19 protein-coding genes are annotated in these 22,610 nt (G+C 45.6%); 6 read left to right on the top strand and 13 right to left on the bottom strand.

The window, feature by feature from the left end; translation table 11 throughout:
• Positions 1 to 17 precede the first annotated feature (17 nt).
• From HF322_RS02880 to metG, 5 genes are all read right to left on the bottom strand, one after another.
• Positions 18 to 815, bottom strand: a complete 798-nt coding sequence (locus tag HF322_RS02880; protein ID WP_169391862.1) for an ABC transporter ATP-binding protein — start codon at positions 813 to 815, stop codon at positions 18 to 20.
• Between the two features lie 24 nt (positions 816 to 839).
• Positions 840 to 1,742 (bottom strand): ABC transporter permease, encoded by a 903-nt coding sequence (locus tag HF322_RS02875; RefSeq protein WP_169391861.1) that lies wholly within the window; start codon positions 1,740 to 1,742, stop codon positions 840 to 842.
• 142 nt (positions 1,743 to 1,884) lie between these two features.
• Positions 1,885 to 2,919 (bottom strand): ABC transporter substrate-binding protein, encoded by a 1,035-nt coding sequence (locus tag HF322_RS02870; RefSeq protein WP_169391860.1) that lies wholly within the window; start codon positions 2,917 to 2,919, stop codon positions 1,885 to 1,887.
• 50 nt (positions 2,920 to 2,969) lie between these two features.
• Positions 2,970 to 4,058 carry an ABC transporter substrate-binding protein gene (locus HF322_RS02865; RefSeq protein ID WP_169391859.1) on the bottom strand — a complete coding sequence of 363 codons (1,089 nt, stop codon included), beginning with the start codon at positions 4,056 to 4,058 and terminating at the stop codon, positions 2,970 to 2,972.
• 229 nt (positions 4,059 to 4,287) lie between these two features.
• Complete coding sequence (gene metG, locus HF322_RS02860; RefSeq protein ID WP_169391858.1) at positions 4,288 to 6,402, bottom strand: methionine--tRNA ligase; 2,115 nt, start codon at positions 6,400 to 6,402, stop codon at positions 4,288 to 4,290.
• Positions 6,403 to 7,037: 635 nt separating this feature from the next.
• Between metG and HF322_RS02855 the strand changes: the two genes are divergently transcribed.
• From HF322_RS02855 to dcd, 4 genes are all read left to right on the top strand, one after another.
• The gene (locus HF322_RS02855; protein ID WP_169391857.1) at positions 7,038 to 7,835 is read left to right on the top strand and encodes a 3-hydroxybutyrate dehydrogenase; all 798 of its coding nucleotides are present in this window, start codon (positions 7,038 to 7,040) and stop codon (positions 7,833 to 7,835) included.
• Positions 7,836 to 8,045: 210 nt separating this feature from the next.
• Positions 8,046 to 9,386: a magnesium transporter gene (mgtE, locus tag HF322_RS02850; RefSeq protein WP_223193149.1), complete on the top strand. Its 1,341-nt coding sequence runs from the start codon at positions 8,046 to 8,048 to the stop codon at positions 9,384 to 9,386.
• Positions 9,387 to 9,510: 124 nt separating this feature from the next.
• Positions 9,511 to 10,668: an iron-sulfur cluster carrier protein ApbC gene (gene apbC / locus HF322_RS02845; RefSeq protein WP_169391855.1), complete on the top strand. Its 1,158-nt coding sequence runs from the start codon at positions 9,511 to 9,513 to the stop codon at positions 10,666 to 10,668.
• Between the two features lie 115 nt (positions 10,669 to 10,783).
• Positions 10,784 to 11,359: a dCTP deaminase gene (gene dcd / locus HF322_RS02840; RefSeq protein WP_169391854.1), complete on the top strand. Its 576-nt coding sequence runs from the start codon at positions 10,784 to 10,786 to the stop codon at positions 11,357 to 11,359.
• Between the two features lie 62 nt (positions 11,360 to 11,421).
• On the opposite strand, the gene HF322_RS02835 is transcribed toward dcd, so the two are convergent.
• The 6 genes from HF322_RS02835 to HF322_RS02810 all read right to left on the bottom strand — a co-directional run bounded on the left by HF322_RS02835 (position 11,422) and on the right by HF322_RS02810 (position 17,499).
• Positions 11,422 to 11,844: a ClpXP protease specificity-enhancing factor gene (locus HF322_RS02835; RefSeq protein WP_169391853.1), complete on the bottom strand. Its 423-nt coding sequence runs from the start codon at positions 11,842 to 11,844 to the stop codon at positions 11,422 to 11,424.
• A 30-nt stretch (positions 11,845 to 11,874) separates the two neighbouring features.
• Positions 11,875 to 12,489, bottom strand: a complete 615-nt coding sequence (locus HF322_RS02830) for a glutathione S-transferase N-terminal domain-containing protein (protein WP_169391852.1) — start codon at positions 12,487 to 12,489, stop codon at positions 11,875 to 11,877.
• 147 nt (positions 12,490 to 12,636) lie between these two features.
• Positions 12,637 to 13,350, bottom strand: a complete 714-nt coding sequence (locus HF322_RS02825; protein WP_169391851.1) for a cytochrome c1 — start codon at positions 13,348 to 13,350, stop codon at positions 12,637 to 12,639.
• Positions 13,350 to 14,570: a cytochrome bc complex cytochrome b subunit gene (locus HF322_RS02820; RefSeq protein WP_258192779.1), complete on the bottom strand. Its 1,221-nt coding sequence runs from the start codon at positions 14,568 to 14,570 to the stop codon at positions 13,350 to 13,352. Before HF322_RS02820 ends, HF322_RS02825 begins: the two co-directional genes overlap by 1 nt.
• A gap of 7 nt (positions 14,571 to 14,577) precedes the next feature.
• Complete coding sequence (gene petA, locus HF322_RS02815) at positions 14,578 to 15,162, bottom strand: ubiquinol-cytochrome c reductase iron-sulfur subunit (protein WP_169391849.1); 585 nt, start codon at positions 15,160 to 15,162, stop codon at positions 14,578 to 14,580.
• Positions 15,163 to 15,555: 393 nt separating this feature from the next.
• Positions 15,556 to 17,499, bottom strand: a complete 1,944-nt coding sequence (locus HF322_RS02810) for an ATP-binding cassette domain-containing protein (protein ID WP_169391848.1) — start codon at positions 17,497 to 17,499, stop codon at positions 15,556 to 15,558.
• Between the two features lie 157 nt (positions 17,500 to 17,656).
• Between HF322_RS02810 and HF322_RS02805 the strand changes: the two genes are divergently transcribed.
• Positions 17,657 to 17,938 (top strand): SlyX family protein, encoded by a 282-nt coding sequence (locus tag HF322_RS02805; RefSeq protein ID WP_169391847.1) that lies wholly within the window; start codon positions 17,657 to 17,659, stop codon positions 17,936 to 17,938.
• A gap of 275 nt (positions 17,939 to 18,213) precedes the next feature.
• A complete protein-coding gene (locus HF322_RS02800) occupies positions 18,214 to 19,659 on the top strand; it encodes an outer membrane protein transport protein (RefSeq protein ID WP_169391846.1) in 1,446 nt (481 codons plus the stop codon).
• Positions 19,660 to 19,735: 76 nt separating this feature from the next.
• Here the strand turns inward: HF322_RS02800 and putP are convergent, their stop codons facing one another.
• Together putP and HF322_RS02790 are read right to left on the bottom strand one after the other, a co-directional pair.
• Positions 19,736 to 21,235 carry a sodium/proline symporter PutP gene (putP, locus tag HF322_RS02795; RefSeq protein ID WP_169391845.1) on the bottom strand — a complete coding sequence of 500 codons (1,500 nt, stop codon included), beginning with the start codon at positions 21,233 to 21,235 and terminating at the stop codon, positions 19,736 to 19,738.
• Positions 21,236 to 21,569: 334 nt separating this feature from the next.
• On the bottom strand, positions 21,570 to 22,445 hold the full coding sequence (locus HF322_RS02790; protein ID WP_169391844.1) for a LysR family transcriptional regulator: 876 nt from the start codon (positions 22,443 to 22,445) through the stop codon (positions 21,570 to 21,572).
• Positions 22,446 to 22,610: the final 165 nt, after the last annotated feature.

Below are 22,610 nucleotides of genomic sequence, written 5' to 3'. Positions count from 1 at the left end.
GAACGATTTATTTAAACCTACTGGCTTAAAATGAGGCTGTCATCTTCGACTTTTTCGCCGCGCGTTTGTTCAAACATATTAAGCAGGTCATGAACAGTCATTCCGCGCCGTTTTTCCCCTGACACGTCAAGGACGACCTGACCTTGATGCAACATCACGGTTCGCGAGCCATGAGCAAGCGCTTGCTGCATGGAGTGAGTGACCATCATGGTGGTTAATTTGTTGTCATTGACGATTTTGTCGGTCAGCTCAAGCACAAACGCAGCGGTTTTTGGGTCAAGAGCAGCGGTATGCTCATCAAGCAGTAAGATTTTGGACGGCTGAAGTGATGCCATCAGTAAGCTGACCGCTTGGCGCTGACCGCCGGACAATAAACCCATTCGATCGCTCAAGCGGTTTTCAAGACCAAGCTTTAATACCGACAGCTTTTCACGAAACAGCTCGCGGTTGTTTTGGTTTAAGGCAAAATTAAGACCGCGTTTGCCGCCGCGCTTAAAGGCAAGCGCCATGTTTTCTTCAATGGTTAGCGCCTCGCAAGTTCCTGCCATCGGGTCTTGAAACACGCGGGCGACCCAGTGCGCGCGCTGATGAGCTGACTTTTTGGTGACATCAATGCCGTTCAGCAAGATGGAGCCGCTATCAACTTGGGTTGTGCCACTGACCGCATTTAAAAAGGTCGATTTTCCTGCGCCGTTGGTGCCAATGACAGTGACAAATTCGCCATCGGCAATGTTGAGATTAATTCCGCGAAGTGCCGGATTTTCGATCGGTGTTCCGGGATTAAAGGTTAAGCGCAAATCGTTTGCCTGCATCATAATGATGATTCCTTTTATTAATGGTTATGATGCTCGCACTTTGCGGCTTAACACTTTACTTTTGGCTTTAGGTAAAACTAATGCCAACACGACCAGCAAAGCGGTGATTAAGTTTAAATCTTGCGGACCAAAGCCGATGCTGCGAAGGGCGCTGCTAGATAAGGCAACTTGAATAAACAGCTTATAAAGCATCGCTCCGATAATGACGGCAAGGGTAATAAGCCAAATGCGCTTAGCCGGAATAATGGTTTCACCAATAATGACCGCTGCAAGACCAATAACAATCGTTCCGATACCAATCGAAATATCCGCGCCGCCTTGAGTTTGCACAAACAGCGCTCCGGCTAAGGCAATCAACCCGTTGGAAATTGCCATGCCAATGATGGTCATCTTTGAGGTGTTGATCCCCTGAGCTTGCGCCATCCTCAAATTTGAACCAGTCGCGCGCATCGACAGCCCAGTTTCAGTATTATAAAACCAATCCAAAAACAATTTGGCTAAAATCACCACCACACCAATCACCAAGCAGCGCATCCAATAGCCGTTGCTGTCGGTCACAAAGCTAGTAAATACCGTTTGCTCACCCAGTAGCGGTAAGTTTGGCGCGCCCATAATCCGCAAGTTGACTGAATATAGCGCCACCATGACCAAAATACTGGCTAAAAGCTGCAAAATTCCCAGCTTTACATGAAGCCAAGCGGTCACAATTCCGGCAACAGAGCCGGCAAGCATCCCAAAAAGGCAAGCCAGCCAAGGATTAACGCCAGCAATAATCGAAATGCCGGCAACCGCGCCACCAAGCGGAAAGCTACCATCTGCGGTCAAGTCGGGAAAATCAAGGGTTCGAAACGAGATAAGAACGCCCAAAGCCACCAAGCCGTAAATCAGCCCGCTTTCAAGCGCCCCAAAAAAAGCAATCAAAGACATAAGAAATCAATAAGCCAAAACCAAGCCGCTGACTAGACAATCAGCGCTTGGGGGGTAAATTTAACAGATTAAACAATCTGCAGTTAGGGTAAACCAAAACATGGTGCCTCACTTAACAGCAACCTTGACGGTTAAAATTGCGTTATTTTACCACTTCTTTGGCGTTATCGATAATTGATTGTGATAACGTGATGCCCTCAGCTTGCGCATTTTTTGGACTGACGTACAGATCAAGCTTTTGCGGCGTATAAACAGGGATGGCGCCGGCTTTTTCACCATTTAAAATTTTGGTGACAATTTTGCCGGTTTCGCGACCCAAGTCGTAGTAATTGACGCCAAGTGCTGCTACTGCGCCACGCTCAACCGAGCTGGTATCGGACGCCACAAGCGGGATTTTACTTTCTTTAGCGATTTGGAACAGTGACTCGTAAGCGGACACCACGTTATTGTCCGTTGAGGTATAAATCATATCGACTTTGCCTTCAAGGCTTCGCGCTGCCATGGCAATGTCATTGCTGCGCTGAGCGGGTGCTTCATGGACGTTAATACCAAGCGGAGTCAGTTTTTGCTTTAGATTTTTTAAGATAATGGTTGAGTTGACTTCACCGGGGCTATAAACGTAGCCGACGTTTTTAAGATTCGGAATGATTTGGCGCATCAGCTCAATTTGCGGCTCGTAGGGAAGCGCATCGGAAGCACCTGTTACGTTGGTTCCTGAGCCATCAAGTTTTGGCACCAATTTAGCCTCAACGGGGTCAGTAACCGCTGAAAATACCAAAGGAATGCTGCTGGTTGCCGCAGCTACCGATTGCGCTGATGGGGTTGCAATAGCAACGATCACGTCGGGATTGTCCGCAACGAACTGCTTGGCGATTTGACCTGCCGTTGCGGTATTGCCTTGAGCGCTTTGAAAGTTAACTTTTAAGTTTTCACCTTCTTTAAAGCCAGCTTCAGCAAGCTCTTCAATCACACCGCGGCGGACGTCATCAAGCGCGGGATGCTCAACGATGGCGGTAATGGCAACCGTTTTGGTGGCGCTGTTTGACGATTGGGTTTTGGTATCGCCGCTGTCAGTACTTCCTGCTGCATTTTCGGCAGGTTTGCTACAACCTGCGATCATCACGCTACAAAGTCCGCCCCACAATAATGCTTTGGCAAATCGGTTTTGGTAAAACATCACAGTCACTCCTAATTGAGTCCGTATCATTTAAAGAAGAAAAATTGCGCTTATTTTGCAGTTTCGGCAGTTGAAGCTTGGTTATTGGCACTCGCAGATTTATTGTCCACGTTGACTGCGCCTTTGAGTAAATCATCGCTCAGCGTCACCCCTTGGGCTTTGGCATGAGTAGGGCTGACAAATAAGGTCAGCTCATTCATGACTTCAGGCGTCACTTGATTGACCGGCTCGCCGCTTAAAATCCGGTAAACCATTTTGCCTGTGGTTCGACCAAACGCATAATCATTCACCCCAAGCGCGGCAGTTGCCCCGCGAGTGACGCTAAATTCATCCGAGGCAACAATCGGCAGTTTTAGCTCATTTGCCGCTTGCGTCATGGCTTCAAAGGCGGACGCCACGTTGTTGTCCATTGAGGTGTAAATCACTTGCGCGCGACCTTGCAAGCTTCGTGTTGCCATGCCGATATCAGTGGGGCGGTTTGCCGGAATATCAAGCAGTTTTAAACCGCGAGCCGGAAGCTCAGCTTTTAGGCGGTCACGAAGCGATACCGAATTGGCTTCCCCTGGGCTATAAACATAGCCAACCGTCTTTAGATTGGGGGCAATTTTTTGTAATAAATCAAGCTGCGGCGGCAGTGGCAATTGGCTTGAAAGACCGGTTAAATTGTCTTGAAACGGCTTGCCAGCTGGGGTCAAGAGCTTGGCTCCAACAGGGTCAGACACGGCGGTATAAACAATCGGAACGGTTTTGGTTGCGGTGACCATCGACTGTGCCGATGGGGTCGAAATCGCCACAATCGCATCTGGATTGTCACCAGCAAACTGCTTGGCAATTTGACCTGCCGTTGCCGTATTGCCCTGAGCACTTTGAAAGTTGACCGTAAGATTTTGCCCCTCAACGTAGCCATTGTCAGCCAGCTCATCGATGATGCCTCGGCGCATGTCATCTAAGGAGGGGTGCTCAACGATTTGGGTGATAGCAAGCGTTTTTGCAGGCTTGACCGCGCTTTTGGCTTGAGTGTCAGAATCAGCAGCCGAACCTGTCTCATTGACCGGCTTTGAGCAGCCGACCAGTGCCAAAGCACTAATCGCAACAGCGGCTAGAGTAGCGCTTGATCGAAATAAGGAGGCAATCATCATGGTTTTGCAACCCTCTTAATTAGCAGCAATTGATCAATAATTTGAATAATTAGGCGACCAAATATAATAATATCGGCTATATTATGACAGCAATGTCACTTATCGCAATAAAAAATTACACAGGTAAAGTGACTTGACCGCCAATTTTGCAGTTAGCCCTATTTTTTTAAAATGTTATGAAAAAAAGATGCCCGATTGAGCATCTTTTTGATGAAAACTTATCAAAAACTTAAGCTAAAGCATCGCCAACGATCGCCTCATCAGGCAATGTAATTACGGTAAGCTTAGTTTTTGGGTCACCTGCTGACAAAATCATGCCAGAGGATACCCCAAACTTCATTTTGCGCGGGGCAAGATTGGTCACGCAAATCACTTTTTTACCCAAAAGCTGACTTGGCTCATAAAACTTGCGAATACCGCTAAACACATTTCGCGGCGCATCTTCGCCAACATCAAGGGTAAATTGCAGTAACTTATCCGCGCCTTCTACCAAATTGCAATCAAGCACCTTTGCTACTTTCATTTCAACTTTAGCAAAGTCGTCAATACTAATATAGGGATTCTCTTGGCTGTCGTTAGTTAACGCTGCTTTTTTAGCGTCGTCTTTTTTAGTTTGAGCATCGCTTTGCTTTTTGGCAGTTTGACCGGCGTCCGCAATTTTTTCAAGTGACTCTTTAGAGGCGTCAATCATTGCCGAAAGGTCTTTTTCTTCGATTCGCTGCATGAGCGGTTTAAACTTATTGATTTTATGAGCTAGCAACCACTGATTTCGGCTTTCAAAACTCAAATCCTCAATATTTAAAAATTCTTTAGCGTTGGCGGTCAACTCAGGCAATACGGGCGCTAAGTAAACCATCAACTGACGGAAAATGTTGATCGCCACTGAGCAAACATCTTGAACTTCTTGCTCTTTGCCCTCGATTTTGGCAAGTGACCACGGTTTTTTGTGGTCGATGTACTCATTCGCTTTGTCAGCGCAATGCATGATAAGGCGCATAGCTCGGGCAAATTCGCGATTCTCGTAAGCGGCTGCAATTTCATCGCCCGTTTTGGTGATGTCCTCTAACAATTCAGGTTCAGCGCAAATCTCAGTAAGCATACCGTCGTATTTTTTCACCAAAAATCCGGCGCTTCGGCTGGCGATATTGACTACTTTACCGACCAAGTCAGAGTTGACCTTTTGCATAAAGTCTTCTAAATCAAGGTTAATATCCTCAACTTTGCTGGTCAATTTGCTGGCAAAATAATAGCGCAAATATTCAGGATGCAAGTGCTTGGCATAAGTGGCTGCATTGATAAACGTGCCGCGCGATTTGCTCATTTTCTCGCCATTCACGGTCAAAAAGCCGTGGACAAAGATTCCGGTTGGCGTTCTAAATTCACTTCCGGCAAGCATCGCCGGCCAAAATAGCGCATGAAAATAAACGATGTCTTTACCAATAAAGTGATAAACCTCGGTTTTATTTTCGTTTTCCTGCGCCCAATAACGGTCAAAATCAAGCGCATTGTCAATTCCCGCGCGCTTTTCACACAAGTTTTTAAAGCTTGCCATGTAGCCGACCGGCGCATCAAGCCAAACGTAAAAGTACTTGTCCGGCTCGCCTTCAGGGCGATCAGGAATTTTAAAGCCAAAATAGGGCGCATCGCGCGAGATATCCCAGCTGGCAAGACCGGTATCAAACCATTCTTGCAATTTGTTGGTGACCGAGGACTGCAACCGCGATTCCGCTTGCGTCCAGTCTTTTAAAAACGCTTCAAATTCAGGCAAATCAAAAAAGTAATGCTTTGAGGTTCTTAAAACTGGTGTTGCCCCTGAAATGGTTGATCGCGGATTTTTAAGTTCAGTGGCGTGGTAAGTGGTGCTACAAACCTCACAGTTATCGCCGTATTGATCCGCCGCGCCGCATTCAGGACATTCGCCTTTGACAAAACGATCGGCTAAAAATAGCCCTTTTTCAGGGTCAAATAACTGCTCAACATCGCGCGTTGAGATATGACCGGCTTGATTTAAACGGCGATAAATCAGTTCTGAAAATGACTTGTTTTCTTCAGAATGAGTGGAGTAATAGTTGTCAAAATCAATCATAAACTTGGCAAAATCCGCCTCATGAGCGGCTTTGACGGTGGCGATTTGCTGCTCAGGAGTCACGCCATTGGCTTCAGCTTTGAGCATGATAGCCGCGCCATGAGCATCATCCGCGCAAACGTAAGTCACCTGATGACCTTGCGCCTTCATCGCGCGAACCCAAATATCTGTTTGAATATATTCAACAAGATGCCCCAAATGAATGTCGCCATTGGCATAGGGCAGGGCACTGGTCACTAAAATCTCACGCACAATCATTACCTCAGTTTATGATAAAAAATAGCCTATGATACCGTAAATTGGGGTCGATTGCGCCATCCGTTCGCAATTAAGCGCGGATAATATGACAAAAAAGTTAAAAATCACTCATAACTTTTTCTTGCAAACCCCTTAACTTTGTTTGCGCTATTTTTTTGCAAAATTGTTCTGCAATTTTTAATAAAATGGTTTATATTAAGGGCGTATCAGCTTTCAGCGGAGGAAAATTGATACGTTATGGCGAAGCTAAATCGTTAATTTTAAACATAATATTTTAATAACAATTAAAATTAACAAAAACGATAAGTCTTATATCACTATTGGCTGATTGACGTCTTCTCTTGACGCTTTTTTCTTACCTTTCAGCTAAGTTCGCTTTCTAACTGCCAAAATTAGACAACTTTCAATTATTTTATCTCAAAATAATTTTCCGTTTTACCGCAACGCTCTAAGCGCATTTTGACTGATGGCGTGCGGTCGCAATAATGATGCCTAAACATAGCCCTGCTATCTTTTGCTCAAATCACCATTAATCAAAGATCAAGCCATGCGCTTAGTCTTCTTGCGCGCTTGCGCCCCGCTTTCGTCATTCAATTGATGGCGACGCTTTTTATCACACGAATAAGGATTATTTTATGACCCAAATTTGCCAAGATTTAACCGGAAAAGTGGCTTTAATTACTGGCGCTGCTGCCGGAATTGGTCGCGATATCGCCCTCACTTATGCCAAAGCTGGCGCAAAAATTGGCGTGGCGGACATCAATATTGACGGCGCTCGCGAAACGGTGCAAATGATTAAAGACAATGGCGGGGAAGCGCTTGCCATTAATATGGATGTCCGCGAGGAAGACCAAGTCAATAGCGGCACCAAAGAGCTGGTCGATACGTTTGGCGGTCTTGATATTTTGGTATCAAACGCGGGGATTCAGCTGATTGATCCGATCAATAAAATGAGCTTTGCCAATTGGAAGCGCCTACTTGCTACCCATTTAGACGGCGGCTTTTTGACCACCAAAGCGGCAGTTGAATATATGTATCCAAACAATAAAGGCGGCACAATTATTTATATCGGCTCAATCCATGCTCATGATGCCTCATTGTTCAAAACGCCTTATATCACCGCCAAACATGGACTTTTAGGGCTTTGCCGAGCCGTTGCTAAAGAAGGCGCGCCGCACAACGTCCGAACTCATATGATTTCTCCAGGATTTGTGAAAACGGCAATGGTCAATGACCAAATCCCGCTGCAAGCCAAAGAAAAAGGCATCACCGAAGATGAGGTGGTCAATGACATTTTACTAGCCAATACTTTAAATAAAGAATTTACCACCCTTGAAGATGTGTCACAGATGGCGTTGTTTTTAGCAGCGTTCCCAACCAATGTGTTCACGGGGCAATCTATTAACGCAAGTCACGGCTGGTGTATGCGATAAGCAGATGTTAGCCTGTCAGTTTTAATCAGCGCCATTTAAAACTTAGCATTCATCAGTTTTATAAAAAGCTGATATGAAGCCACAAGGCTGGGCAATCCGGACTTGTGGTTTTTTTATGAGGGCAATTGGGCTACACTGTAGGGTTCTTAGCGCTTTGGGCGTTTTTTTGCTTATGGCTTGATGTAATTGCTGATTTTGGAGACCGTGATGATGGACAATGAATCTTTGGCGCTCAGCTTAAGTAGCGTGGTTGAAAATAAGCAATTTGCGCAAGCGATCAGTCAAATTCAGGCGCTAAGACCCATTGATAAAGCCGATGTGATCGCCTTAATGCCGCCAAAGCTTGCTTGGCAACTGCTTGAGCAGCTGCCGAATCGCTCAGCGATTTTTTCTTATTTGGACATTGATGAGCAAGTAACCATTGCCCAAGTGCCACCGCGTGAGCAAATGGTTCAGCTGATCGGTGAGATGCCAAGCGATGAGCGCGCCGACTTATTTAAACACCTCAATCACGAGCAAAAGCAAATTTTGCTGCCCGCGCTTGCTCAAGCTGAACGTGAGGACGTCCGCCGACTATCGTCTTACCAAGAAGGCACGGCGGGGGCGCTGATGACCTCAGATTACGCCACGCTCAATATCCAAATGAGTGTAGCGACAGCGCTGATCAATTTGCGCCGAGAAGCGCCTGACGCCGAGACCATTTATCATACTTATGTGATCGATGAGGTACGAAAGCTTTTGGGCGTGGTGACGTTGCGGGCGCTGATTTTGGCAGATCCTGATCAGCCGATCAGTGATATTATGGTGAGCGCGATTGTGTCAAGCAATGTTAACGATCCACAAGACAGCGTTGTCAAAAAGGTGGCGCGCTATGACTTGATCGCGCTGCCAATTATCGATGACGAGGGTAGGCTCGTTGGTATTGTCACTCATGATGATGCGATGGATGTGGCAAGCGATGAGGCAACCGACGACTTTCATAAATCGGGCGGCGTCACCACGATGGTTGGCAAATTAAAAGACGTCAGCATCACCATGCTTTATAAAAAACGCGTGTTTTGGCTGGTGTTTTTGGTGTTTGGCAATTTATTATCAGGACTTGGCATCGCTCATTTTGAAGACATTATCGCGGCTAATTTGGTCTTGGTGTTCTTCTTACCGCTGCTCGTTGATAGTGGCGGTAACGCCGGATCACAATCAGCAACGCTGATGGTTCGCGCGCTTGCCACGGGGGACGTGGTCATTCGCGATTGGTTTTCGCTTTTGGGTCGTGAAGCCTTGGTCGCACTACTACTTGGGATAACGATGGCGGTGGCAGTAGCGATTATCGGCTATGTTCGCGGGGATGCTACCGTATCCTTGGTGCTGGCACTGAGTATGGTGGCGGTGGTGATGGTAGGCTGTTTGATTGGCATGAGTTTGCCGTTTGTTTTAAGCAAATTTGGGCTTGACCCTGCCAGTGCCAGTGCGCCTTTAATCACGTCAGTTTGTGATGCCTCAGGCGTTGTGATGTATTTATTTATCGCTTCTCATTTTTTACCCTTGTCTTAAATTTTAATAAAAAATGCTACTATAAAAAGTGCTACTAAAAGGCTTTGGTTAAAATTGCTTGTTAAAAATATACAGGCAATCGCGTTATACTAGGTTTAAATAATTTATCGGTAAAAGAGCTGCTATGTTTAATTTTATAAAAAAAAGAGGGCAAGCCCCTGACAGTAAAGTGATCGATGAGGTGCTTGAAAATTACCAAATCAATGGCAAAAGTATCCAAAATTATCTTACCAAAATGACGCTTGACCAAGATGAGCTGACCCTTGATTTGCGCTTGCCGCCAGAAGTTGACCCTGAAACCCTCCAACAAGAGCTTGGTTCAGTCCTTCATCTTCATGGCGTCAAAGCCATCCACATGAATGTCCACGTCAGCGCCGCCACCAAAGGCGAGAGCAAAACCCTTCCCAAAACTACCGATGCGATGGCGTCAAACGCTGATCATAGTGAGCCGCCGATTACGAAAGCAGCGCCCACGCAAGCTCAAATTGCTCCGCACCCGCGAATTCGCCATATTATCGTGGTGGCGTCCGGCAAAGGCGGTGTTGGCAAATCAACCACCACTGTTAATATTGCGCTCGCGCTGCAAAAACTGGGTCACCGCGTTGGTGTGTTAGACGCTGATATTTATGGTCCGAGCATCCCTGCCATGCTTGGCGTAAACAAGGTGAAGCCTGAGCTTGAAAATGAGCAGTTTGTACCGATTGAAGCGCGGGGTCTTGCGATGCTCTCGATTGCCAGCCTTCTTGATTCAGATAATACGCCCGTTGCTTGGCGCGGTCCAAAAGCGACTGGCGCATTGATGCAGCTTTACAACCAAACCAACTGGCCAAACCTTGATTATCTCGTTATTGATATGCCACCAGGCACCGGCGATATTCAGTTGACGCTCGCGCAAAGGATTCCGGTAACTGGCGCAGTTATCGTCACCACCCCGCAACATATTGCGCTGCTTGATGCTCAAAAAGGCATTGAGATGTTTAATAAAACTCACATCCCCGTCATTGGCGTGGTCGAAAACATGGCGCTACATACCTGTAGCCATTGCCAGCATACCGAAGCCATTTTTGGAGAAGGCGGCGGCGAGCAAATCGCTGAACAATATCACGTGCCGTTACTTGGTCAATTGCCGCTGGCAAGCGGTATTCGCCAGCAAGTCGATAAAGGCGAGCCAAGCGTGGTGGCTGAGGATGAATTTGCCGCCTATTATATGAATATTGCCAAAAATATCGACGCCAATATTAATAAATTTGCCAAACCCGTTGATGATAAGCGCATTTTTTAATCGGCAAGTAAATGGGCTTTAAAAGCTATTTAAAGACTTTGCAGCGGTATAAATTTTCGCCAAAGTTGCGTATAATCGATCCTATTTTTAAAATGCAAAAGGGTATGAGGTCACCATGTCAATAAAATCTGATCGCTGGATTCGCAAAATGGCTGCCGAGCATGGCATGATCGAGCCGTTTGAAGCCGGTCAAGTGCGCTTTAATGAAGCGGGCGAACGGTTGGTCAGCTATGGCACCTCAAGCTATGGTTACGATGTTCGCTGTGCCCCTGAATTTAAAGTATTCACCAACGTTCACTCCGCCATCGTTGACCCCAAAAACTTTGACGAAAAAAGTTTTATCGACATCGTTGGTGATGAATGCATCATTCCGCCAAACTCGTTTGCACTGGCGCGAACGGTTGAATATTTTCGAATTCCACGCGATGTATTGACCATTTGCCTTGGTAAATCAACCTATGCGCGCTGCGGGATTATTGTTAATGTCACGCCCCTTGAGCCGGAATGGGAAGGTCACGTGACGCTTGAATTTAGTAATACCACCAATTTACCAGCGCGAATTTATGCAGGTGAAGGGGTGGCGCAAATGCTGTTTTTCCAAAGTGATGCCGATGACGTTTGTGAAACCAGCTATAAAGATCGCGGCGGTAAATACCAAGGTCAGCGCGGCGTCACCTTACCGCGAACTTAAAAATAAACATAAAAAAAGCTGAATGAAAATTTCAGCTTTTTTTATGTCTACGTTTAATCATTTTATTTTAAAACTTTAAGCCCCGCTTTATTGTCGCGTTTGGGTTTTGGCGGCGCGGCAGGCGTTTCTGACTCTGATTCTGGTTGATAATTTTCATACTCGCTTGGGTCAAAAAACATGCCTTGCGAGTTTTCTTTGGCATAAATCCCAAGAACGGCATTTAGCGGCACCCAAATCTCTTGCGAGACGCCGCCAAAGCGCGCATTAAAATGAATATAGTCATTTTGCATGACCATGTTTCCGGTGGCGCGGCTTGCAATATTAAGCACAATGCGACCATCTTGAACGTATTGCCTTGGAACCTGAACGTTTTTTGCAGTGGCATCGACCATCAAATAAGGGGTCAGCTCATTGTCCTCAATCCACTGATACAGCGCCCGAACCATATAAGGGCGGGTCGGGGTCAAGGCTTCAGAATCACTCATAATTATTGTCCTAACATTTAAAAATTGATCTTATTGGATGCTGGCTTGAAAACTTGGTCGCTCAAATAAGCGCTGCTGATAGTTTAGTAACGGTCGGCTGATCGCTTTTGGTAGCACAATTTTCATATCCTCCAAGCGCCAAAGCAGTGGCGCGAGCAGAACATCGCACCAGCCAAACTCATCTGCCATAAAATAAGATTTATGGGCAAATAAGGGTGCAAGCGTAATCAATGAGTCCGAAAGCTGTTTTTTTGCAATCGCGGCTTGTGAGTTATCAAAGCTATCAGGATGGGTCAATAGCGCCTTTGCCAATGCCAGCCAATCATTTTGGATTCGCCATGCCAACTGCCGAAACTGCGCCCGAGCTTGTGGCGACTCCGGAAGCAATTTATGCGAGTGATAGCGCTCCTCTAAATACTCAAAGATCACATTGATTTCATAAAGCGCAACCTCACGCTGCTGCAATACCGGTAGCGTATTATAAGGATTTAATGCCGCCAAGTCCTCAGGGCGCTCAAAGTTCAAGGTCGATAAATAATATTCCAGCTGCTTTTCTTCTAAAAGCAGGCGCACCACATGACTGTCATAGCCATCATCGGCATATAAAATCAGCTGTGAGTTTGGAACACTGGCAGAATCTATCATGAACGCTTAATCAACCCATAAAACAGTCATCGTAATCAAAGTTTGACAGATTAGCAACTGCTAAGCGCTATATTACGCAATTGTTAATCGCTAAGCGCAAAAAAGCACTACCAAAGTAGTGCTTAATTGATGAGCGGTAAAAATCGCTTACTTAACGTCTTTCCAAAACTCTTTATTTAATAAGTAAACGGGAATCAACAGCACAAGTAAGAACAAGATCACAAAAAAGCCGTAGATTTTGCGGTCATGACGGGCAGGCTCTGCCATCCACGCCATAAAGTTGACCAAATCACCCACTTCAGATTCAAACTCTTCTTTACTCACTTCTTCTTGTAAGTTATGAAGCACATGAGGCATCGCCGCGTTTTTTAGAACGAGGTTGTTTGCGCCCCAAGGTCGGCTTGGGTCTTCATAAAATGACAAAAGGTACGTATAAACCCAGTCATCACCGCGAAGGCGAGTTTCAAGCGATAAGTCTGGTGGCGCCGCCCCAAACCAAGACGCTTGAACCTCAGGGTCAATATCTGCGCTAATTTGATCGCCAATCTGATCGGTATTTACCATCAAATACTTTTCAACCAATTCAGGCGGAATTTCTAAATCTTGAGCAACGCGTGAGTAGCGAACGTACTTCGCCGAGTGACAACCAGCGCAGTAGTTTAAAAACATCTTTGCGCCATTTTGCAGCGAGCCTTTATTGGTAAAGTCAATCGGGGCTTTGCTACAAGCCAGATGCTCAGTGACGCCTTTGGCATTGACAAATGTCCCGCAGCCCTTTCCTGATGCCATCGCGCTGGTCGCTGATAACGCCAATACGGCACCAAAGCCCAAACCAGTTAAGGATTTTGTGAGCGTATTCATCAGTGACCTCCAGTGACGCGTTCAGGTGGCTGTTTACACTTCTCAATTGAGGTGTAAATTGGCATCAATAAGAAAAACAAGAAATACAAAATGGTACAGATTCGCGCCATGATGGTCGCAGTTGGCGTAGCAGGGGTTGCCCCAAGATAGCCCAAGATCACAAAACTGATGGCAAAGATAATCAGCGCAGCTTTGGACATGATGCCTTTATAGCGAATCGAGCGGACTGGCGACTTATCAAGCCAAGGAATTAAAAACAATACCGCAATCGCCGCGCCCATCGCAATGACCCCACCAAGCTTACTTGGAACGGCGCGCAAGATGGCATAAAATGGCGTGTAGTACCAAACTGGTGCAATATGCTCAGGCGTTTTCAATGAGTTTGCCACTTCAAAGTTTGGTGGCTCAAGGAAGAAGCCGCCGCCTTCTGGGAAGAAGAAAATCACTGCAAAGAAGCAGATAAAGAAGATAACAATCCCGACCATGTCATGAACGGTATAGTAAGGATGGAACGCCACGCCATCAAGCGGAATGCCGTTTTTGTCTTTAAGTTTCTTGATATCAATGCCGTCAGGGTTGTTTGAGCCAACGTGATGCAAGGCAACCAAGTGCATGAATACCAGACCAACCAGTACCAATGGAATAGCAACGACGTGAAGGGCAAAGAAGCGGTTAAGAGTAATTCCTGAGATGATATAATCCCCACGAACCCACTCTGCTAAGCCATCACCAATGACAGGAAGCGCGGCTGGCAAGTTAAGAATAACCTGAGCACCCCAAAACGACATGTTGCCCCAAGGTAATAAGTAACCAAAGAAGCCTTCAGCCATCAGCGCTAAGTAAATACCCATACCGATAAGCCAAACCAGCTCGCGCGGCTTTTGGTAGGAGCCGTAAAGTAGCGCTCGGAACATGTGTAAGTAAACCACAACGAAGAACGCAGACGCACCCGTTGAGTGCATATATCGGATGAGCCAGCCGCCTTTCACATCACGCATGATGTATTCAACAGAGGCAAATGCACCTTCAGCGCTTGGGTTATACATCATGGTAAGCCAGATGCCGGTCACCAATTGGTTGACCAAGACCACCATGGACAACACACCAAAAAAGTACCAAAAGTTAAAGTTTTTTGGTGCATAGTATTTGGACATGTGGTATTCATAGGTTTCAGTCGCCGGAAAGCGCGCATCCACCCAGTGCATGAATCTTTTTCCCATACTCATATTAAGCCTCCCCAACCGTCAAGATGGTACCATCCATGCTATATTCTGGGATGGGCAGATTAAGCGGTGCCGGAACGCCATTATAGACGCGACCTGCGATATCATACTTCGACCCATGACAAGGACAGAAAAACCCGCCAAACCAGTCATTACCACCAAGATCAGCGGCACCAACATCAGGACGATAGTTTGGAGCACAACCTAAATGGGTACAAACGCCTTCAACCACCAAAATAGCAGGGTCAAGTGAGCGCGAAGGATTTTTGCAGTACTCAGGCTGGACAGACGCCGCTGAGTCAGGGTCGGAAAGTAGGGGTTTTACTTTATCTAAGGTGCTGAGCATATCTTCGGTGCGCTTGACCACATAGATAGGTTTACCGCGGTATTTCACCACGATCATCTGTCCTGCTTCAACAGAACCGATATCTTGGGTCACCGCAGCTCCGGCAGCTTCCGCTTTAGCGCTTGGGTACCAAGACCGAACAAAAGGGGTTGCCACCGCAGCGACCCCAACTGCCCCAATCGCAGCTGTTGAGGCAATAAGAACTCTACGGCGTTGAACATTAACGCCTTCGGCATGGCTCATCAATACTTCCTCCAGGTGAATGAAATGGGATTATCCCACACTGGGTTTGTGACTTAGAACTCTGCAATATCAATTACAAGCCACGTTAGCTGTGCCTAATTTTGCTAATTGTTGCTATTCTAAGCTATTTTGGTCATAAAATAAATTATTGTGTTAAAAATAAAACCCGCTTTTGATGAGGTTAAACTAGTAAAATCATCGGTTAAATCTAATTATTTGGGGCATTTTATATTACCCCAAAGCGATTTTGGGCTCCTATTATAAGCCAATTGCGAAAAAAGTACGCTAAAATCCTTGCTATCACCTTAAAAATAATAAGGGATTGTAATTTTAGTGAATGATACTGCAATTGGCAAAATAGGTCACGAAGTTTCAAGGCTTGTTACGCTTTTGTTAGCTATCAAGCGCCTCCCAGCGCTCAAGCTTTGCCATCATCTCATCATCAATGGCACTTAAGCGCTCGCTTGCCTTCGTTGCCGCTTGCATGTCCGAGATGAACCATGAGCCGTCGGCAAGCTTTTCTTGAAGCTTTGCTTGCTCAGCTTCTAAAGCAGCAATTTCTTTGGGTAATAAATCAAGCTCGCGCTGCTCATTAAAGCTCAGTTTTTTAGCAGGAGCAGCTTTGATAGCATTGCTGAGCGTTGGTTTTTTAGTCTCTTCTTTTTTGCTGCCATTAGCTTTTTTATTTTTGGCAATAATGGCATCACTGCGCTCTTTTTGAACCAAATATTCTTGGTAGCCGCCGACGTATTCATTGACGATACCGCGACCGTCTTCATCTTGATCAAAGACCCAAGTGGAGGTGACCACATTGTCCATAAACGAGCGGTCATGGCTGATCAGCAAGATAGTACCATTAAAGCTTGCTACTGACTCTTCTAACAGCTCAAGTGTTGCCATGTCCAAATCGTTGGTCGGTTCATCAAGAACCAAAATGTTGGCAGGCTTGAGCAATTGCTTGGCAAGCAACACGCGATTGCGCTCACCACCTGATAGGGCTTTAACTGGGGTGCGGGCGCGCTCTGGGGCAAATAAAAAGTCTTGCAAGTAGCTCATGATGTGCGTTTTGCGACCATTAACTTCGATGTAATCTGAGCCTTCAGAAACATTTTGCGCGACGCTGGCTTCAAGATCAAGCTGATCGCGAAGCTGATCAAAAAACGCAATTTGCAAATTGGTGCCAAGGGTCACGCTGCCAGATTGGGTAATTTCATTGTCAGACATGCCAAGAAGGGCTTTAATCAGCGTGGTTTTTCCAGCACCGTTTGGACCGATAATGCCGATTTTGTCGCCGCGCATGACCGTGGTGCTAAAGTTGTCCACCAAAACGTGACCGTCATATTCAAGGTGTAAGTTTTTAACTTTGCAAACCAGTTTGCCGCTTTTTTCACCATCGTTCATGCTGATATTGACGTTGCCCACTTGCTCGCGGCGGTCGCGGCGCTCCTCACGAAGGGCTTTGAGCGCTCGAACGCGACCTTCATTGCGAGTTCGACGCGCTTTGATGCCTTGGCGGATCCAAACTTCTTCTTGCGCCAGTTTTTTATCAAAGTTGGCATTGCTTTTTTCTTCAGCGGCAAGTTGCTGCTCTTTTAACTCTTGATAGCGCGCGTAGCCTTTAGCGCCTTGAGTGACGTCATAGCTGGTTAATTGACCGCGATCAAGCTCAATAATGCGCGTGGCAAGCTTATTAACAAAAGCGCGATCGTGGGTGACAAACAGCAAAGTTAAGCCTTGCCAATCGAGCAAAAAGCGCTCAAGCCATTCAATACTATCAACGTCCAAATGGTTGGTTGGCTCATCAAGCAGCAAAACATCGGGGCGCGTGACCAACGCTCGCGCAAGCAACACGCGGCGCTTACGACCTCCTGATAAGGATGCCAAATCGGCTTGTGGATCAAGCCCCATCGTGTCAATCAAGCGCGTAGCCTCGCGCTCCAAATCCCAACCATGAACGGCATCGATATCATGCTGCAAGGTTGCCATTTGCTCGCAAGCGTTCATATCGCCCGTTGCGCACAAATCGGCTTGCTCGTTATATGCTTTGAGCAGCTGCGCCGTTCGCTGGCTGCCGCCCATAACGATATCTAAAATGCGACCGCTAGACTCAGGAACGTCTTGCTCAAGCATCGCCACCCGCGTGCTGCTATTAATGATAACTTCGCCAGAATCGGGCGCAATGCTGCCATTAATGAGCTTAAATAAGGTCGATTTGCCCTCGCCATTGCGACCGATCAAACAAACGCGCTCCCCTGAATCGAGACTAAAATCAATCCCGTCCAAAATCGGAGCGACGCCAAAGGCAAGATGAATGTTTTTAAGGTGAATCAAAGCCATAGGAATTGTAAACTTATACTTATCAAAGTGAAATTGCGCTAAAATGACAGGCAGTATAGCATGACCGCCTTTAACTGTATCTAGGGCAGCGCACTTTATTCTCTTGATTTGATCATGAGTCTAAAGTTAACTCGTCTTGACCAAAAGTAAGCCTAAAATGAAACCTTTAAAATCCCAAAAACATCCCGCAGCTTTGCCTTCGATGATCAAGGCGCCAAGCAATAGCGAAATAGAAGCGCAATTGATTGAGCTACAAATGAGTGTGGCGCATTTAGAATTGACCGTTGAGCAATTAAATCTGGTTATTACCAAACAAGATAAGCACTTGCGAACGCTTCAGCGGCAATTACAACTGCTTTATAAACAAGTGGAAAGCGAAAATCAGGATGAAGGTATTGCACCTTTTGATGTGATGAATGACAAACCGCCTCATTATTAACTAATATTCAACGTTATGGATGAAAAAAGACGAGTACTCATAACTCGTTTTTATTTTTTAGCTGGATTTGTTACTTAAATTTTAATTTAATTAACACAAAACTATAAAAGGTGAACTTATAAGTCATATTCGAGAAATATCCTATTTTAGTTGTTGTTTTAGTGTCAAAAAGCCATTACCATTTGATTGAGGAAGCCGATAGTCAAAGCAAGTTGGCTTATGTAATAAGCTAAGGCTTGACATGGTAAAACAATGAGGACGTTTGGAGAATAATGATGCGCATCCCTTTTCAATTAAAATCACTGTCGTTAGCGATTGCAGCTTTTTCGGTAGCAAGTGTTGCCAGCGCCGCCGGTCTTGACCGTTCAGGACAAGATATCACCGCATTTTTGCAAGATGGGCTTTATGCTGAAGCCAGCTACACGTATTTGGACGCCGATGTTGGCGGTTATGATAGTAAGAATAACATTCCTACAAGTAATAGCTATGTTAGAGGAAGTGAAATCGATGATATGGCGGAATCTTATGACTTCTTCCGTTATGGCGTAAAAGCGGATTTAAACGATACGTTTAGTGTTGGTGTTTTATACGATGAGCCATTTGGGGCTGCGGCTAAATACGAAGGTGATAATAATTTTGTTTCAAGAAGTGGTACTGATGCGGCTGTAAATAGATTAACAGGTGGAACATTCACTAATCAATCAACTATTGGCACCGCTATTGCATCACAAACCGCTATTGCTAATGACGAAACGCGATCCGCCGCAGACAGAGCCGCAGCAGCTAAGCAAGCTTCAGAATTGGCTACTGCTTTAGGCGCAGCCCGAGCAGAGAACAGTAATGCAGGTGAAGGTACTAACGTTGAAGTGCGTACAGAGAGTATCACTGGTATTTTAGGCGCGAAATTCGGCGCTAATAAAGAATTCCAAATTTATGGCGGTCCTGTTGCTCAGCGCGTTCAAGCAGACGTGAAGCTTCGCGGTATTGCTTATGGTCCTGCAACAGGTTATAGCGCTTATATTAGCCCTGACCAAGACTATGGCTGGCTTGTTGGTGCCTCGTATAGTAAGCCTGAGATTGCATTAAAAGCGGCGCTAACGTATCGCTCAGAAATCGATCATGATGTGAATGTCGCTGAGGTTTATCCGTTACTTGAGGAGTTAGCTTTAATTCAAGGTGCGCCATCTACAGTTGCAGCTGCGGCAGCTAACAGAAGTGGGAAATTTAGGATAACGACGCCAAAATCAGTCAACCTCGATTTCCAAACTGGGGTTACCCCAACTATGCTAGCTACAGCTAAAGTGCGCTGGGTGCCTTGGGGTGATTTCTCTATCGTACCGCCACTTTATAATGAAGTTAGTAAGCTAAATCCTCAATATAAAGAGAATGGCTTACCTTTAGTTAGCTATGATAAAGACCAATGGATGGTTGAATTGGGACTTGCCAAGCGTTTAACTGATGCTTTAGCAATTTCTGGTAATATTGGCTGGGATAGAGGTGCAGGAAATCCGGTTACTTCGCTTGGTCCAATTAAAGGCTATTATAGTGCTGGACTTGGCGCAAAATACAACCTTACCGAAAACTGGGCTATTTCAGCAGGTGGCAAATACTTATGGTTCGGTGATGCCGAAGGTAAATTGCCAACTGACAAAATCGTTGGTGAATTTGAAGATAACGATGGCTACGCGCTTGGCGTGAAAGTATCTTATCAAGCAAAATAAAAATTTTTAAGAGCAAAAAAAGCGACCGCAGATTGGTCGCTTTTTTTTGATAAGGGTTTCGGTTTAAAGTTTGGGATTAGCGATGAAGATGTTGTTCCATCTCATTAAATTTTGCAATGACCGTAGGTTTAGGTTCGCCTGTCAAAAGACTTACCGCAACAATCGCTATTGAGCTTAAAATAAAGCCCGGAACGATGGCATAAAGCCAATCATTGAGCGCCATGCCATTATATTGCAGTCCGCCATAAACCCAAATGATGACCGTCAGTGCGCCAACAACCATGCCAGCGACCGCGCCATTTCGGTTCATCCGTCGCCAAAGTAAGCTAAATACCACCAGCGGCGCAAATGCAGCGCCAAATCCTGCCCAAGCGTGGGATACAAGACTGAGCACTGAGCTTTCGGGGTTAGAGGCTAGTAAAATCGCAATCACTGCAACCAAAACGACCGAAATCCGTCCAACCAATACTTGCCGCGCTTCAGGAGCCGTTTTGTCAAAAAATAGCTTATAAACGTCTTTGGTTAGCGAGCTTGATACGACCAGCAACTGTGAGGAAATCGTACTCATGATTGCCGCTAAAATGGCGGCAAGTAAAAATCCAGAAACGAGCGGATGAAATAAAAACTCAGTAAAAACCAAAAAGATAGTTTCAGGATCGTTAAGACTCATTGCCGTTTTTTGAACATAAGCACGCCCTGCAAATCCCGTCATTAATGCGCCAATCAAGCTGATAATCATCCAGCCCATACCGATATTTCGTGCCGTTGGAATGTCTTTGACCGAGCGAATCGCCATAAAGCGCACGATGATGTGAGGCTGACCGAAGTAGCCAAGTCCCCAAGCAAGCAGCGAGATAATCCCAATAACGGTCATGCCGTTGGTGATATTAAGTAAGTTTGGATCGATATTGCGCAAGGTGTCGGTCGTTGCGCTAACGCCACCAAGGTCGGTAAAAGCCACCACTGGAACGATCACCATAGCAAACAGCATGATGACGCCTTGAACAAAGTCAGTCATCGATACCGCTAAAAAGCCACCAAATAACGTATAAGCAACGACCACGCTAGCGGTTACCCAAAGCCCTGTGCTATAGGATAAATTCAGCGAGCTTTCAAACAATTTGCCGCCGCCGACCAAGCTTGCAGCGGTATAAACGGTAAAAAATAAAATGATAACAACGGCTGAAATCACCCGAAGTAGATGCGATTTATCCTCAAAGCGATTGGCAAAATAATCGGGGAGGGTAATGGCATTGTCCGCAACTTCGGTATAAACCCGAAGCCTTGGCGCAACGATAATATAATTTAAAAACGCGCCGCAGGTCAGCCCAAGCGCAATCCAAATACTAACGATGCCATCGGCAAACATATATCCTGGCAGCCCTAAAAGCAGCCATCCTGACATATCGGAAGCTCCCGCTGATAACGCTGTGACCGCAGGTCCTAAATTGCGACCGCCAAGCATGTAGCCTTCAGCATCGTTATTTTGCTTAAAATAGGCATAAATTCCAATGCCAATCATCACCAAAAAATATGCCCCAAGAGAAACTAAAATCCCGCCGGAAACGCCACTCATAATTGCTGTCCTTAACCAACGATGTTGGCAATCGTGATGACCTATGCCTTTGTTTTAAAATCCTATTAACTTAATTTTTGTAAATATAGAACTTAAGATTTTAAAGACAAAAAAAGCCATTAAGTCAGACATAATGGCTTTTGGCATGAATCATGTGAATGAATCAAAAAACTTTGCTATCGTCTTACCTTACTAAAACTTATCGCTGTGTGAGCTTCAAGGCTTTGAAAGTAAAGCAATGTTAATTGAACGATTGCATTTGATTATAACGTAACCCTTGCTAAATTGCGAATAATGATCGGCAATTGATTTGATAGCAATTTAAAGAACAAGCTTAACTGTCAATGGGCGTTAGCATATTTAGTAGCGCCTCAACGCTACTTGATGGGGTAAGTTTAGGGTTGATCACCACACCAAGATAGCGTTGAAGCTCGATATTGTCCGCCATATCAATCCGCGCCAAATCCTGACTAATGAGCGTTTGCGGTAGCACCGACCAGCCAAGACCGACCGATACCAGCATCCGAATTGACTCAAGCGGGTTGGTGCTCATGGTCGCATACGGCTTTAAGTTGTGTTTGGCAAATTCTGCTAAGGTAATTTGACTGGTAAACGTGTTTGCTGAGGGTAAAATCGCCGGATATCGCGCCAACTGCTCAAGGGTTACATTGGTTTTTTTGGCAAGGGCGGACAGCGTTCCGGTCATAAAATATAGCGGGTCTGACCAAAGGGTATGATAGCTTAAGCGCTTATCATAAACAGGTGGCAGCGTTAAAAACGCCAGCGACAAATCGCCATCAAGGACGGCTTTGTGAGCTTCTTCTGAATCGACAAAATGAACTTCTAGCTGAACCGCCGGATAGCTTTGGATAAAATGCTTGAGCACTGGTGCTAAATGGTGTAGCCCAATATGGTGGCTGGTGCCAATCACCAGTTTTCCTGAGACGGTTTGTTGAGCGTTTTGCAAATTGATTTTAAAGTTTTCATAATCATCGAGCCAGCGCTTGGCGTGAGGGAGCATTTCAGTTGCTGCTTGCGTGGGCACAATCCCGCGACCAACGGTGTCAAACAAAGTGATATTAAACTCATCTTCCAAATTTTTAATGCGCTTACTGACCGCAGGTTGGGTGATAAATAGCTTTTCAGCTGCCCCTGAAATGCTTCCTGTTTGCATGACCGTGACAAACGTCGTCAAGTTGGTGGTGTTCAAACCGATGTCCTTAGCTTAAAAGCTATAAATAAAAGTTAGGCTATCTAGTCACAAATTATTAGAAATAAAAGTTTGTAAACAGATAAAAATCATCAATTATTATTATAGAATTAGCCTGTTATAATCACAAGTGACAATCATCAATTATCCAAAAATTTGCAGCAA

The organism is Psychrobacter sp. MF31 (genome assembly GCF_012847335.1).
Classification (GTDB): domain Bacteria; phylum Pseudomonadota; class Gammaproteobacteria; order Pseudomonadales; family Moraxellaceae; genus Psychrobacter.
Note: the sequence above shows the minus strand (reverse complement) of the source record. Positions and strands in the feature narration are given on the sequence as shown.

Bases quoted from the DNA above. Each gene is read 5' to 3' on its own strand.
- HF322_RS02825 (WP_169391851.1), bottom strand. From the start codon at position 13,350: ATGAATACGCTCACAAAATCCTTAACTGGTTTGGGCTTTGGTGCCGTA.
- mgtE (WP_223193149.1), top strand. From the start codon at position 8,046: ATGGACAATGAATCTTTGGCGCTCAGCTTAAGTAGCGTGGTTGAAAAT.
- HF322_RS02870 (WP_169391860.1), bottom strand. From the start codon at position 2,919: ATGTTTTACCAAAACCGATTTGCCAAAGCATTATTGTGGGGCGGACTT.
- HF322_RS02830 (WP_169391852.1), bottom strand. From the start codon at position 12,489: ATGATAGATTCTGCCAGTGTTCCAAACTCACAGCTGATTTTATATGCC.
- HF322_RS02820 (WP_258192779.1), bottom strand. From the start codon at position 14,570: ATGGGAAAAAGATTCATGCACTGGGTGGATGCGCGCTTTCCGGCGACT.
- HF322_RS02855 (WP_169391857.1), top strand. From the start codon at position 7,038: ATGACCCAAATTTGCCAAGATTTAACCGGAAAAGTGGCTTTAATTACT.
- HF322_RS02805 (WP_169391847.1), top strand. From the start codon at position 17,657: ATGAAACCTTTAAAATCCCAAAAACATCCCGCAGCTTTGCCTTCGATG.
- apbC (WP_169391855.1), top strand. From the start codon at position 9,511: ATGTTTAATTTTATAAAAAAAAGAGGGCAAGCCCCTGACAGTAAAGTG.
- HF322_RS02865 (WP_169391859.1), bottom strand. From the start codon at position 4,058: ATGATGATTGCCTCCTTATTTCGATCAAGCGCTACTCTAGCCGCTGTT.
- petA (WP_169391849.1), bottom strand. From the start codon at position 15,162: ATGAGCCATGCCGAAGGCGTTAATGTTCAACGCCGTAGAGTTCTTATT.
- HF322_RS02810 (WP_169391848.1), bottom strand. From the start codon at position 17,499: ATGGCTTTGATTCACCTTAAAAACATTCATCTTGCCTTTGGCGTCGCT.
- metG (WP_169391858.1), bottom strand. From the start codon at position 6,402: ATGATTGTGCGTGAGATTTTAGTGACCAGTGCCCTGCCCTATGCCAAT.
- HF322_RS02880 (WP_169391862.1), bottom strand. From the start codon at position 815: ATGATGCAGGCAAACGATTTGCGCTTAACCTTTAATCCCGGAACACCG.
- HF322_RS02800 (WP_169391846.1), top strand. From the start codon at position 18,214: ATGCGCATCCCTTTTCAATTAAAATCACTGTCGTTAGCGATTGCAGCT.
- putP (WP_169391845.1), bottom strand. From the start codon at position 21,235: ATGAGTGGCGTTTCCGGCGGGATTTTAGTTTCTCTTGGGGCATATTTT.
- HF322_RS02875 (WP_169391861.1), bottom strand. From the start codon at position 1,742: ATGTCTTTGATTGCTTTTTTTGGGGCGCTTGAAAGCGGGCTGATTTAC.
- dcd (WP_169391854.1), top strand. From the start codon at position 10,784: ATGTCAATAAAATCTGATCGCTGGATTCGCAAAATGGCTGCCGAGCAT.
- HF322_RS02835 (WP_169391853.1), bottom strand. From the start codon at position 11,844: ATGAGTGATTCTGAAGCCTTGACCCCGACCCGCCCTTATATGGTTCGG.